12 protein-coding genes are annotated in these 12,695 nt (G+C 67.7%); 5 read left to right on the top strand and 7 right to left on the bottom strand.

The genetic code is table 11. The annotated features are described in order from the left end of the window. Nucleotides 1-9: 9 nt before the first annotated feature. The 5 genes from A5784_RS16335 to A5784_RS16315 all read right to left on the bottom strand — a co-directional run bounded on the left by A5784_RS16335 (nt 10) and on the right by A5784_RS16315 (nt 5,277). On the bottom strand, nt 10-1,911 hold the full coding sequence (locus A5784_RS16335) for a peptidoglycan D,D-transpeptidase FtsI family protein (RefSeq protein ID WP_064945956.1): 1,902 nt from the start codon (nt 1,909-1,911) through the stop codon (nt 10-12). Then, nucleotides 1,908-3,011 carry a cell division protein FtsL gene (gene ftsL / locus A5784_RS16330; RefSeq protein ID WP_064945955.1) on the bottom strand — a complete coding sequence of 368 codons (1,104 nt, stop codon included), beginning with the start codon at nt 3,009-3,011 and terminating at the stop codon, nt 1,908-1,910. The genes A5784_RS16335 and ftsL overlap by 4 nt, the downstream gene beginning before the upstream one ends. After that, complete coding sequence (rsmH, locus tag A5784_RS16325) at nt 3,008-4,156, bottom strand: 16S rRNA (cytosine(1402)-N(4))-methyltransferase RsmH (protein WP_232006075.1); 1,149 nt, start codon at nt 4,154-4,156, stop codon at nt 3,008-3,010. The genes ftsL and rsmH overlap by 4 nt, the downstream gene beginning before the upstream one ends. Next, nucleotides 4,131-4,562 (bottom strand): division/cell wall cluster transcriptional repressor MraZ, encoded by a 432-nt coding sequence (gene mraZ / locus A5784_RS16320; protein WP_064945953.1) that lies wholly within the window; start codon nt 4,560-4,562, stop codon nt 4,131-4,133. Before mraZ ends, rsmH begins: the two co-directional genes overlap by 26 nt. Before the next feature lie 316 nt (nt 4,563-4,878). Then, entirely contained in the window at nt 4,879-5,277 is a 399-nt protein-coding gene (locus A5784_RS16315; RefSeq protein ID WP_064945952.1) for an SCO2097 family morphological protein, read from the bottom strand. A 231-nt stretch (nt 5,278-5,508) separates the two neighbouring features. On the opposite strand from A5784_RS16315, the gene A5784_RS16310 reads away from it, so the two are divergent. The 4 genes from A5784_RS16310 to A5784_RS16295 all read left to right on the top strand — a co-directional run bounded on the left by A5784_RS16310 (nt 5,509) and on the right by A5784_RS16295 (nt 9,531). After that, on the top strand, nt 5,509-6,117 hold the full coding sequence (locus A5784_RS16310) for a GNAT family N-acetyltransferase (RefSeq protein WP_064945951.1): 609 nt from the start codon (nt 5,509-5,511) through the stop codon (nt 6,115-6,117). A gap of 82 nt (nt 6,118-6,199) precedes the next feature. Continuing rightward, on the top strand, nt 6,200-6,820 hold the full coding sequence (locus tag A5784_RS16305) for an LppM family (lipo)protein (RefSeq protein ID WP_197514774.1): 621 nt from the start codon (nt 6,200-6,202) through the stop codon (nt 6,818-6,820). 90 nt (nt 6,821-6,910) lie between these two features. Then, nucleotides 6,911-7,999 carry a bifunctional (2E,6E)-farnesyl/geranyl diphosphate synthase gene (idsA2, locus tag A5784_RS16300; protein WP_064945950.1) on the top strand — a complete coding sequence of 363 codons (1,089 nt, stop codon included), beginning with the start codon at nt 6,911-6,913 and terminating at the stop codon, nt 7,997-7,999. Then, complete coding sequence (locus A5784_RS16295; protein WP_064945949.1) at nt 7,996-9,531, top strand: alpha-(1->6)-mannopyranosyltransferase A; 1,536 nt, start codon at nt 7,996-7,998, stop codon at nt 9,529-9,531. The genes idsA2 and A5784_RS16295 overlap by 4 nt, the downstream gene beginning before the upstream one ends. 55 nt (nt 9,532-9,586) lie before the next feature. Here A5784_RS16295 and A5784_RS16290 read toward each other — a convergent pair whose 3' ends face one another. Further along, entirely contained in the window at nt 9,587-9,991 is a 405-nt protein-coding gene (locus tag A5784_RS16290) for an Rv2175c family DNA-binding protein (protein WP_064945948.1), read from the bottom strand. Nucleotides 9,992-10,027: 36 nt separating this feature from the next. On the opposite strand from A5784_RS16290, the gene A5784_RS16285 reads away from it, so the two are divergent. Beyond that, entirely contained in the window at nt 10,028-11,287 is a 1,260-nt protein-coding gene (locus A5784_RS16285; protein ID WP_064945947.1) for a protein kinase domain-containing protein, read from the top strand. Nucleotides 11,288-11,305: 18 nt separating this feature from the next. Here the strand turns inward: A5784_RS16285 and A5784_RS16280 are convergent, their stop codons facing one another. Then, complete coding sequence (locus A5784_RS16280; RefSeq protein ID WP_064945984.1) at nt 11,306-12,694, bottom strand: class II 3-deoxy-7-phosphoheptulonate synthase; 1,389 nt, start codon at nt 12,692-12,694, stop codon at nt 11,306-11,308. Between the last annotated feature and the right edge of the window lies 1 nt (nt 12,695).

Genomic DNA, 12,695 nt, shown 5'->3' with positions numbered 1-12,695 from the left:
GGCGAGCCGTCAGGTCGCCTGCAGCGTCAACCGTGGACCGGGATCCGCCGACAGCGGCACATTGTGGCGCTGCAGCAGCCACGACGCGATGTTGTGGAACAGCGGCGCCGCCGACGAACCCGGCGCGCCGTCGGCCGCGCGCTGCGGCGCGTCCATCATGATGCCCACCACATAACGCGGATCATCCGCAGGAGCCATGCCTGCGAAGGTGATCCAGTAGACGTTGTCGAAGTAGCAGCCGCAGGCCGGGTTGATCTGCTGGGCGGTGCCCGTCTTGCCCGCGATCTGGTAGCCCTCCACGGCTGCCTGCGGACCCGTGCCCTGCTGGTAACCCATGGGATCGCGCTGCACGATCGCCCGGAACATGTTGCGGACCGTCCGTGCGGTTTCCGGCGACACCACCCGCACGCCGTCGGGACGCGGCTCGTCCTTGACGCTGCCGTCCGAGCTGACGGTCGACTTGATGATCCGCGGCGGGATCCGGACGCCGTCGTTGGCGATGGTCTGGTACATCGAGGTCATCTGCAGCAGCGTCATCGAAAGGCCCTGGCCGATAGGCAGGTTCGCGAACGAGCTGCCCGACCACTGGTCGATGGGCGGCACCAGCCCGGAGCTTTCACCGGGCAGGCCGACGTTGGTGCGCTGCCCCAGCCCGAACTTGCGGACCATGTCGTAGAACTTGTCCGGCCCGATCCGCTGGGCCAGCATCAGCGTGCCGACGTTCGACGACTTACCGAACACCCCGGTGGTCGTGTACGGCATCACGCCGTGATTCCAGGCGTCCCGCACGGTGACCCCGCCCATGTTGATCGAACCCGGAACCTGCAGCACCTCATCGGGATTGGTCAGGCCAAGCTCGATTGCCGTGGACGCCGTGATGATCTTGTTGACCGAACCCGGCTCGAACGGCGAGGACACCGGCAGGTTGCCCATCTGCCGATCGCCCTGCCTGCCGATGTCCTGCGACGGGTCGAACGTGTTGTCGTTCGACATCGCCAGCACCTCACCGGTTTTCGAGTCCAGCACCACCGCGGACACGTTCTTGGCGCCGGAAGCGTCCTTGGCCATCTGTACTTGCTGCTGCACGTAGTACTGGATGTCGTCGTCGAGGGTCAGCTGCACAGTGGAACCGTTGACCGCGTCGTGGCGGTTGCGGTAGCTGCCAGGAATCACCACACCGTCGGAACCGCGGTCGTAGGTGAGCGAGCCGTCCGAACCGGACAACTCGGCGTCGAGCGAATCCTCCATACCGAGCAGTCCGTGACCGTCCCAGTCGATACCGCCGACGATGTTGGCGGCCAGCGCCCCACCGGGGTACTGACGCAGGTCCTGACGTTCCGCGCCGACTTCGGGGAACTTGTCCATGATGGCGCTGGCGACCGCGGGATCGACCGCACGTGCCAGATACACGAACGTGTCGTCACTCTTGAGCTTGCGCAGCACGGTCTTCGCGTCGGGCTTGTTGTTCAGCCGGGCCGCGACCTCGTTGGCGATGTCGGAGAGCCTGCGATCGGGATCGGGCGCCTTCGGTGACTTGGCCTTGGCCTCGGCCAGTTGCTTGCGGACCCGGACCGGCTGGAAGGTCAGCGCCTTGGCCTCGATGGTGAAGGCCAGCTTGTCGCCGTTGCGGTCGATGATGCTGCCGCGCAGCGCCGGTTCGACATCGGTGACCTTGAGCTGGCTGGCCGCCTCGGCCCGCAGCCCCGCCGCGCGCGGAACCTGAAGGCTGAACAGCTGTGCCACCGCAATGGCCAGCACAGAGAAGATGACAATGTTGCCGGTCCGGTGACGGAACATGAATGATGCACTGCCCGAACCACTTTCCGTGGCGACTCGGACACGCCGGGCTCGCGCCGGACGCCCCTGGCCGGTCGGGTCCGCCTTCTTGGGCGGCTGCTGCCGCCCCCTCATGCCGCCGGTGCGGGGACGGGAACGGGGGCCGCAACGGCCTGTTCGGCACCTGGGACCGGGCCCGCGGGCAACGGCACCCCTGGCACCGGCGCCGCAGGCACGGGCGCGGGTGCGGCCGCGACCGATGGGGCCTCGGGAGGGGGCGCCAGTGCGGGCACCGGTGCTGCAGGCACAGGTGCGGGCACCTCGGCCGGCGGCGCCGCGGGCGGTGCGGCGACCTGCGGCGCGGACGCGGGAAGCGGGGCCGGAACGGCGCCGGGCGCCGCCGGTGCGGCCAGCGGCTGACCGGGTAGTTGCCCGGGAACCGGTTGACCGGGTAGTTGAACCGGCTGGCCGGGCAGCACCTGGCCGGTGGCGGGCATGTGCACGGTCACCTCGCGGGGATCGACCACTCGCGGCGCGGGAGGTGCGGGTGGCGGCGTGGTCGGGTCGGGCAGCGGAACGTTCATCGGAGGCGGCGGTACGCCTTCGGCAGGCTTGGGTGTGCCCACCACGGTCCAACTGCCGGTGGGGTCCTGCACCAGGTGCGCGGTGTCGCGCGACGGAATCATGCCCAGGTTGCGGGCGGCCTCAGCCAGCGCGGGAGCGGCCTGCGCTTCGAGTACATCCCGTTCCAGCGCCTCTTTCTGCTGCTGCAGGCCCTGCGTCGTCTGCCGGGCGTGGCCCAGCTGGTAGGACCGCTCGGCCGAGCCGGTGGACAGCCACAGCGTGACGCCCAGCCCGAAGCCCAGCGCTGCGATCACGAGGGCGACGAACGGAACCCTGGAGATCAGCTCGCGTGGGTTCAGTTCGATCGAAGCCAGCCTGACCAGCAACCGCTCTCGCAGTGGCGGGCGAACGACCTTGGGCGCCTTGGCTTTCCGGGCCTTTGCTCGCGCCTTGGCCTGGCTGGCACTCTTGGGACGCGCCGGCTGGGTCTTGGGCCGCGGGATCGGACCGGTGGCCGGCGCCGAACGGGCGCGCCGCTGGTCGACATCGGGCCTGCGGGTGCGGGCGCGGGGCGGCGCCTCGGTAGCGCGTCGGGCCACGGCCCGGCCCGGCTTGCGTGCGTCGCGTCGACGCTTGCTCTCAGACGCCGGTGCAGGTCGCTTCGTCTTCATGAGTTGCCCCTTCCCCCAACCTTTTCGAGTGCTCGCAGCCGCACCGGGGCACTACGTGGATTACGTTCGATCTCATCTGCGCGGGCCCGCTCGGCGCCTCGGGTCAGAGTCACGAATTCCGGTTCGTGCCCAGGCAATTCGATCGGCAGGCCAGGCGGCGTCCGCGACGCCGTCGCGGTGGCGAACGCGTTCTTGACGATCCGGTCCTCCAACGACTGGTAGGCCATCACCACGATGCGCCCCCCGGGCCGCAACGCCGCCAACGCGGCAGGCACCGCGGCGCGTAACGATTCGAGCTCACCGTTGACGGCGATGCGCAGGGCTTGAAACGTGCGTTTGGCCGGGTGTCCGCCGGTCCGTCGCGCCGGGGCCGGGATGGCTTCGTAGAGCAGCTCGACCAGTTCGGCCGTGGTCTCGAAAGGCTTCTGGGCACGCCGCCGGACAATCTTGTCGGCGATCCTGCCAGCGAATCGCTCCTCGCCGAAGTCCCGCAGCAGGCGCGCCAGGTCCTTGGCGTCGTACGTGTTGAGGATTTCGGCGGCGGTGAGGCGCGCATCGGGATCCATCCGCATGTCCAGTGGCGCATCAACCGAGTAAGAGAAGCCCCGCTGCTTCTGGTCGAGTTGCATCGATGACACGCCCAGGTCGAACAACACACCGTCGACCCGGTCCACCCCGGCCTCGGCCATGGCTGCGGGTATGCCGTCGTAGCGCGTGCGCACAAACGTCACCCGGTCGGCGAACGGCGCCAGCCGCGCACCGGCGATGGCCAGGGCGTTAGGGTCTCGGTCCAGCGCGATCAGCCGCAGACCCGGAAACTGGGTGAGAAAACGTTCGGAGTGCCCGCCTGCACCCAGGGTGCCGTCGATGAGCACCGCCTCGGATCCATCTGTGTGACGACGGGTCAGCGCGGGGCTGAGCAGTTCGACACAGCGGTCCAGCAGGACTGGGATATGACCGTGGTCACCCACGTTCGCGTCCACACCAACACCTCCGCTATGGCCTGCCCCTGCGACGAGGTCTCTGTCCGAACCCTTGGACCTGGCGTTGGGGAAGTACGCCAGGGCCGGCTCGGGCAGAGGCCACGCCGCACGGGCCTCGTTCGGGTCAGCATCCGAATCAAATGATGTCGCGCAGAGTTTCATCAGTGGCCGCGGAGAAGTTCTCTTCGTGGATCTGCTGGTACTCCTGCCAGGCTTGGGCGTCCCAGATCTCCAAATAGTCGACGGAGCCGATCACAACGCAATCCTTGGAGAGGTTGGCGTAGCGACGGTGATCTGCCGACAGGGTGATCCGGCCCTGCGCGTCGGGGTGCTGCTCATCGGTTGCGGCGGCCAGGTTACGCAGGAACGCACGAGCTTCCGGATTGCTCCGGGAGGCCTGTGAAGCGCGTCGGGCCAGCTTTTCGAACTCGTCGCGCGGGTAGACGGCGAGGCTGTGATCTTGGCTTTTGGTGACCATCAGTCCTCCTGCCAGCGCGTCGCGGAACTTGGCGGGCAGCGTCAGCCGCCCCTTGTCATCGAGCTTGGGCGTGTAGGTGCCCAGAAACATCTGGCCACCTCCCACACGGGGTTCCGGTTTCCCCGCTGGCCGCCACTTTACCCCACAATCCCCCACTTTGCTCCAATTGATGGCATGAGTTGGTTGCAACGCCCCACACTCGGCTGCAAAGTGCTGGTGGTTTCGCGCGCATCACCCGCCGTCATCCATCAACCGGCAGAAAATCCGCAGGTCGATAAGCATGCGGCAGAAGTGGGGCGCAGTGGGGGAAATGCCCACGCATGACCCCGTGCTGGCGTGTCGCGGACCGGCCAGAGACACAAAAAAGGGGTAGCCCATGTGGGCTACCCCTGGAACCAGTCCCGGCTTACTCGTCGAAACGCCTGCGGAAACGGTCTTCCATCCGGTTGGTGAACGAACCACCACGCTGACGGCGCTGCCGCGGCGCTCCAGGTGCCGCAGCCGAGCGATCACGCCCGCCCGTGACACGCGGGCCCGTGATGGCGAACACCACGCCGGCGAACATCACCACGAAACCGAGGACCGACAGCACCGGGAAGCCGCCAATCATGGTCGCCTTGACGGCGACACCGACGACAAGCATCGCCAAACCGAGGACGAAAAGGAGAGCACCCTGCAGCCTGCGGCGCGCCGAGGGCGCGCGTAGAGTCCCACCACGAACGCTCGACGCGAACTTGGGGTCCTCGGCATAGAGCGCGCTCTCGATCTGATCGAGCATGCGCTGCTCATGATCGGAGAGTGGCATTCGTCCCTCCTTGCCGACGCCGCCGTCGCATTGTCCGAAGTAGTCTGTCCAAATTCTTCGATGCCCGTTCATCACGGACACCTAACAATGATGATACGAGGTCGATCCGAGCCGTACCACCTAGTTCGCCGTCGATTGTATGTCGTTGGGCACACCGGGGACCGGGCACCTCGCCGCCCGGATAATGACTTCGATAATCGACGTAACGACAGCCGCCGGGAGGCTACCGAATTGGCGATGTATCTCATCGATCTGTCGCCGGACGACATGCAGCGCCGGCTTCCCGATGCGCTGCGCGTATACGTCGACGCCATGCGATACCCCCGCGGCACCGAGGAGCAGCGCGCGTCGCTGTGGCTCGAACACACCCGACGGCTCGGATGGAAGGGCGTGGCAGCCGTCGAGGTCGACGATTCAGCGCTCGGGCCCGACGTCACGCCCAGCACCGACGAACTGGCCACTGCCCCACTGCTGGGCATCGCCTACGGCTACTGCGGCGCGCCCGACCAGTGGTGGCAGCAGCAGGTGGTGGCAGGCCTGCGTCAGGTCGGCGCCGACCCTGCACACATCGCCGAGCTGATGAGCAGCTATTTCGAGCTCACCGAACTGCACATCGAGCCCCGCGCCCAGGGCCGTGGGCTCGGCGAAGCCCTCACCAGGCGCCTGCTCGCCGGGCGCGGAGAATCCCACGTGTTGTTGTCGACGCCGGAGATCAACGGGGAGGCCAACCGCGCGTGGCGGTTGTACCGCCGATTGGGATTCACCGACGTCATCCGCGGTTACCACTTCGCCGGAGACCCACGTGCCTTCGCCATCCTCGGCCGCGCCCTGCCGCTGTGATCCTCGCCCCATCTGGCACGATGACCAGGTGCGCAAGAACCGACTACCGGCACTGCTGATCTTGGTGTTGCTGGTGTTGCCGATGGCGGTGGGTTGCGTCCGCGTGCGCACGTCGCTGACGGTCTCGCCCGACGACCGCGTTTCGGGCCAGATCATCGCCGCTGCCAAACCCCGTGACGCGAACGACAAGGGCCCGCAGCTGCTGAACAACCTGCCGTTCGCCACCAAGGTCGCCGTCAGCCCGTACAGCCGCGACGACTACGTGGGCTCGCAAGCGGTGTTCTCCGACCTCAGCTTCTCCGAACTACCGCAGCTGGCCGGGATGAACCGCGATTCCGCGGGCGTGGACATCTCCCTGCGACGCGCCGGTGAGCTCGTCATCCTCGAAGGACGCGTCGACCTCACCACGCTCAACGACCCGCAGGCCGACGTGTTGCTGACCGTGTCGTTCCCCGGCGAGGTCACCTCCACCAACGGCTCGCGGGTGAGCTCGTCGATCGTCGAGTGGAAACTGCGGCCGGGCGTGGTGAGCACGATGAACGCGCAGGCCCGCTACACCGATCCCAGCGCCCGCTCGTTCACCACCGCCGCCATCTGGCTCGCGGTGGGCGCGTTCGTGGTCGCCGGTGTCATCGGGGCGCTCGCCTGGCAGAGCCGGGACCGCACGCCCAAACCAGGCGAGCCCGTGACCACGCGCGACTGACGAACCGTTCCTGAAAAGACCGCAGCAGGCTCTACGCTGAAGGCACCGCGGGGGGCGCGATCACACAACGAAAGGGGTAGGGCGCTGAGCGTGGATGCAGCGGCACCATCGGCTGCGGAGTTGGCCGGCGCCGTCACCGAACAGTTGCGCGAGTACCTGCACGAACGCCGGCAGGACTGCGCCTACATCGGCACCGATTACGCGGAGCTGACCGCGGCCCTCGAAGAATTCGTGCTGCGCGGCGGCAAGCGGGTGCGGCCCGCGTTCGCCTATTGGGGTTGGCGCGCCGTCGCCGATACCCCGGACACCCCGGCCGACGCCGGTGTCCTGCGTCTTTTCGCGGCCCTGGAACTACTGCAGGCGTGTGCGCTGGTGCACGACGACGTGATCGACGATTCGGCGACCCGGCGCGGCCTACCCACCGTGCACCGCATCTTCACCGAGCGGCACCGCGAACGGCACTGGCGCGGATCCTCCGAACAGTTCGGCCTGTCGGCCGCGATCCTGCTCGGCGACCTCGCGCTGGCATGGGCCGACGACATCGTGGCCACTGCCGAGCTGCCCGCCGACGCGCGGCTGCGCGTCCAGCAGGTGTGGGCACACATCCGCACCGAGGTACTCGGCGGCCAATATCTCGACATCGTCGCGGAATCCAGCGGCGCCGAAACCGTGGCCTCCGCGATGAACGTCAACACCTACAAGACGGCGTCCTACACCGTGGCCCGGCCCCTGCAACTGGGCGCCGCCGCTGCCGCCGACCGGCCCGATGTGCAGGAGATCTTTCACCGCATCGGCAATGACCTCGGCGTGGCGTTCCAGCTGCGCGACGATGTGCTCGGCGTGTTCGGGGACCCCGCGGTGACCGGTAAACCCTCCGGCGACGACCTGAGGTCAGGCAAGCGCACGGTACTGCTCGCCGAAGCGCTCGAGCTGGCCGACAAGACCGATCCCGTCGCGGCCAAACTGCTGCGCACCGCCGTCGGCACCGACTTGACCGATGTCCAGGTCCGCGAGCTGCGCCTTGCCATCGAATCGGTCGGAGCACTGGCTGCCGTTGAGGAGCACATCGGGATGCTCACCAGGCGTGCGCTCGAGGTGCTGACCGCGGCCCCCGTGCACGCCCCGGCCAAGGCCGGCCTGGCCGAACTCGCGCGGCTCGCCGCCAACCGGTCGGCATGACCGCACAGACCGCCCCTCAGACCTCGAACAGCGGTTTGATGCACCATATTTCGCGCCTCGTCGGGTTCGCCATGTCCCCGCAGGGGGCCCAAGCGAGGCTGGGTTTCCTCGGCGCGGTGCTGCTGACCATCGGCGGGCTCGGCGCGGGCAGTACCCGGCTGCACGATCCCCTGCTGGAGTCACTGCACCTGTCCTGGTTGCGGTTCGGCCACGGCCTGGTGCTCTCGTCGGTGCTGTTGTGGGTCGGCGTTGCCTTGATGCTGATGGCCTGGCTGTGGCTGGGTCGACGGGTGATCGACCGCACCGCAACCGAATACACCATGGTGGCCACCACCGGATTCTGGCTGGCTCCGCTGCTGCTGAGCGTGCCGCTGTTCAGCCGGGATACCTATTCGTATCTGGCGCAGGGCGCCCTGCTGCGTGACGGGCTCGACCCGTATGTGGTTGGCCCGGTGGACAACCCGAACTCCTTGTTGGACGACGTCAGCCCGATCTGGACCACGACCACCGCGCCGTACGGGCCGGCCTTCATCCTCGTCGCGAAGTTCGTCACCATGCTGGTCGGCAACGACATCGTCTCGGGCACCATGTTGTTGCGGCTGTGCATGCTGCCCGGTTTGGTGTTGCTGATCTGGGCGTCGCCGCGCGTCGCCCGCCACGTCGGAGCCAACGGTGCTGCGGCGCTGTGGATCTGCGTACTGAACCCGCTGGTGATCATTCACCTGATGGGCGGCGTGCACAACGAGATGCTGATGGTCGGGCTGATGATGGCCGCGATCGCGCTGACGTTCGCGGGCCGCCCGGTGTGGGGTGTCAGCCTCATCGCAGTCGCCGTCGCTGTGAAAGCCACGGCCGGACTTGCCCTTCCATTCCTGGTCTGGGTGTGGATGCGGCAGCTGCAAGAACGCCGCAACCTACGCCCGGTACGCGCGTTCGCGATCGCCACGGCGGCATCCGCGCTGATCTTCGTCGCGGTGTTCGCCGTGTTGTCACTGGCGGCCGGTGTCGGGCTGGGTTGGCTGACCGCGCTGGCAGGCTCGGTCAAGATCATCAACTGGCTGACCATTCCGACCGCGGCATCCAACCTCATCAACGCCGTTGGCGGCCTGCTCTTCCCGGTCAACTTCTACGCGGTGCTCGAGGTCGCCCGGATCATCGGCATCGTGGTGATCGTGGTGGCGTTGCCGTTGCTGTGGTGGCGGTATCGGCACACCGACCGCGAAGCCCTCACCGGTATCGCCCTGGCGATGGTCGTCGTGGTGTTGTTCGTGCCCGCGGCACTGCCCTGGTACTACACCTGGCCGCTGGCCGTGGCCGCCGCGTTGATCCAGACCCGGCCCGCGATAGCGGCGGTCGCCGGGTTCTCGACCTGGATCATGGTGATGTGGAAGCCCGACGGCGCCCACGGCATGTACCAATGGGCGCACGTGCTTCTCACCACGGCGTGCGCTGCCGTGGCCTGGTATTCGCTGTACCGGGCGCCCGAACCCGACGCCGCAACGGCCGACGAACCCGAACCTGCCGCTGCCTAGTTTGGCCGAGCGCGCGTGTCTGTCCCTCGACACGCGCGCTGGCAGTGCAACGGGGTCAGTACGCCATCGCCTGGGCCCGGCGGACCACCTCACGGGCCTGGTGTGAATGCAGCGCGTCGACCGGGCGCGCGTTGGCCTGCCGGTCGGTCGAGCCGTCACGGCTGATGGTCAGCGACTCATCGGGCGTGAACAACCAGCGCACGATCTCGGTGCTGCGATAGCCACCGTCATTGAGCACCACGAGCAATCCCGGCAGGGACTTCACCACATGCCCTGAGGAATCGAAGAAGATCTTGGGCACCACGAGCACCCCGTCGCGGCGCACCGCGATGAGGTGACCTTCACGCAATTGTTGGTGCACCTTGGTGACGGATATGCCGAGCATGTCGGCGACAGTAGGAAGGTCGTAGACGGCCTCGCCGGGATCCAGAACGTCATCGGCGGCCGGAATGCTGCTCACCGCACTGATTCTAGGACTACCCGGGCGGCTCGTAACATGTGTTCGGTGGAGGCGCACCAGCAATCGGACCCGCTCGTCGGCACCGTGCTGGATCGGCGGTATGAAGTTCAGACTCCGATCGCCACCGGTGGGATGTCGACGGTCTATCGCGGGCTCGACACCCGACTCGACCGTCCGGTCGCCATCAAGGTCATGGATTCGCGGTACGCAGGCGACGCCCACTTTCTCGCAAGGTTCCAGCGCGAGGCCCGCGCGGTGGCCCGGCTGAGCCATCCCGGGCTGGTTGCGGTCTATGACCAGGGCGGCGGAGGCGCTGCTCATCAACCGCCGTTTCTCGTGATGGAGCTCATCGAGGGCGGCACGCTGCGCGAGCTGCTGACCGAGCGCGGCCCGATGCCGCCGCACGCGGTGGCCGCCGTCCTGACCCCCGTGCTGGGCGGCCTCGCCGTCGCGCACCGAGCGGGCCTTGTGCACCGCGACATCAAACCGGAGAACGTGCTGATCTCCGACGGCGGCGACGTGAAAATCGCCGATTTCGGGCTCGTGCGCGCGGTCGCCGAAGCCAAGATCACGTCCACCAGCGTGATTCTCGGTACGGCGGCTTACCTGTCGCCCGAACAGGTCAGCACCGGGGACGCCGACCCCCGCAGTGACGTCTACGCGGTGGGCATCCTGACGTACGAACTGCTCTCGGGCGTGACGCCGTTCACCGGCGACTCCGCGCTCTCCGTCGCTTATCAGCGGATGGACCACGACGTACGGCCACCCAGCACTGTAATCGCCGGTGTGCCACCGGAATTCGACGCGCTGGTACGCCGGGCCACGGCCCGTGACCCCGCGGACCGCTACGCCGATGCTGACGAGATGAGCGACGACCTGCACGACATCGTCGAGGAACTCGGGCTGCCCGCCTTCCGGGTCCCGGCACCACGCAACTCTGCGCAGCACCTGGCGGCGACGAGGGTCCACAGCCGGCAGGCCCCGCCTGCCGAGATGACGTCACCGCCCGCGCCGCAACCGGCGCAACCCGCGCAGCCGCCGGTGCCACCGCGGCAACTCACGCGCGAACTGACCCGCGACCAGGACTGGGCACCGATCCCGGACAACTCGGGCGACTACCCCGAATATCCAGCTGCGGCAACGCGATTCGCCGGTATCGAGATGAGTGAGTTCTACTGGGCGCAACAGCGCGCCAAACGTGCCCTGGCGTTCTGGGTGATCGCAGTGCTGACGTTCACCGGGCTTGTGGCCGCGGCGGCGTGGACGCTGGGCAGCAACATCGCTGCGCTCATCTGACCGCCGCGGCCGAATGCCTCAGTCGCGCAACATCTCCGCGACGAGGAACGCCAGCTCAAGGCTCTGCTGGGTGTTCAGTCGCGGATCGCACGCCGTCTCGTAGCGGCCGGCCAGATCCGAGTCCGAAATGTCCTGGGCCCCACCGAGACACTCGGTGACGTTCTCACCGGTGATCTCGACGTGGATGCCACCCGGATGAGTGCCGAGGGCGTGGTGCACCTCGAAGAAGCCCTGCACCTCGTCGACGATGCGGTCGAAGTGCCGAGTCTTGTAGCCGGTCGACGACTCGTGGGTGTTGCCGTGCATCGGGTCGCACTGCCAGACCACTTGGTGGCCGGTGGCCTGCACCTTCTCGATGATGGGAGGCAGCAGATCGCGCACCTTGTTGTTGCCCATGCGGGTCACCAGCGTCAGCCTGCCGGGTTCGTTGTGCGGGTCGAGCCGCTCGACGTACTCGACGGCGAGCTCCGGCGACGTCGTCGGCCCCAGCTTCACCCCGATCGGGTTGGCGACCACCTCGGCGAACGCGATGTGCGCGCCGTCGAGCTGACGGGTGCGCTCACCGATCCACAGGTAATGCGCCGACTGGTTGTACAGCCGGGGCGTGCCGTCCAGTTCGTCGGACAGTCGCAGCATCGCACGCTCGTAATCCAGCACGAGGGCCTCGTGGCTGGCGAAGATCTCAGCGGTCTGCAAGTTGCGGTCGGCCACACCGCAGGCCGACATGAACCGCAACCCGCGGTCGATCTCACCGGCGAGCGCCTCGTACCGGGCTCCCGCGGGCGAGGTCCGGACGAACTCCCGGTTCCAGTCGTGCACCAGGTGCAGCGAGGCCAGGCCCGACGAGGTCAACGCGCGCACCATGTTCATCGCGGCGCTGGCGTTGGCGTAGGCGCGCACCAACCGCGACGGGTCGTGGGCGCGGACCGCGGCGTCGGGGGCGAACCCGTTGACCATGTCGCCACGGTAGGACTCCAGGCCCAGCGCATCGATGTCGGTCGAACGCGGCTTGGCGTACTGCCCGGCGATCCGGGCCACCTTCACCACCGGCATGCTCGCGCCGTACGTCAGCACGACGGCCATCTGCAACAACGTGCGGATGTTGGCCCTGATGTGCGGCTCGGTGTTGTCGACGAACGTCTCGGCGCAGTCGCCGCCCTGCAGCAGGAACGCCTTGCCGAGCGCGACCTCCGCGAGCTGACCCTTGAGCTTCTCGATCTCCGACGGCACGGTGACCGGCGGGACGCTCTCCAGAACCGTCCGCATGGCCTTGGCGGCATCGGCGTCCCAGTTGGGCTGCTGTGCGGCCGGCCGGGCCAGGGCGGCGTCCAGACGCTGCCGCAGCTCGTCGGTCAACGGGGGCAACGGCGGCAGCTGCTCGATGGGAATGTCGACGGTCCAGTTCACC

This window comes from Mycobacterium sp. 852013-50091_SCH5140682 (assembly GCF_001665685.1).
Lineage (GTDB): Bacteria > Actinomycetota > Actinomycetes > Mycobacteriales > Mycobacteriaceae > Mycobacterium.
This window is presented reverse-complemented; position numbering and strand designations above follow the sequence as displayed.

What these genes read in the sequence shown, in the direction of transcription:
- ftsL (WP_064945955.1), bottom strand. Translation starts at nt 3,011, where the DNA reads ATGAAGACGAAGCGACCTGCACCGGCGTCTGAGAGCAAGCGTCGACGC.
- rsmH (WP_232006075.1), bottom strand. Translation starts at nt 4,156, where the DNA reads ATGAAACTCTGCGCGACATCATTTGATTCGGATGCTGACCCGAACGAG.
- A5784_RS16335 (WP_064945956.1), bottom strand. Translation starts at nt 1,911, where the DNA reads ATGAGGGGGCGGCAGCAGCCGCCCAAGAAGGCGGACCCGACCGGCCAG.
- mraZ (WP_064945953.1), bottom strand. Translation starts at nt 4,562, where the DNA reads ATGTTTCTGGGCACCTACACGCCCAAGCTCGATGACAAGGGGCGGCTG.
- A5784_RS16305 (WP_197514774.1), top strand. Translation starts at nt 6,200, where the DNA reads ATGGCGGTGGGTTGCGTCCGCGTGCGCACGTCGCTGACGGTCTCGCCC.
- A5784_RS16285 (WP_064945947.1), top strand. Translation starts at nt 10,028, where the DNA reads ATGTGTTCGGTGGAGGCGCACCAGCAATCGGACCCGCTCGTCGGCACC.
- A5784_RS16295 (WP_064945949.1), top strand. Translation starts at nt 7,996, where the DNA reads ATGACCGCACAGACCGCCCCTCAGACCTCGAACAGCGGTTTGATGCAC.
- A5784_RS16315 (WP_064945952.1), bottom strand. Translation starts at nt 5,277, where the DNA reads ATGCCACTCTCCGATCATGAGCAGCGCATGCTCGATCAGATCGAGAGC.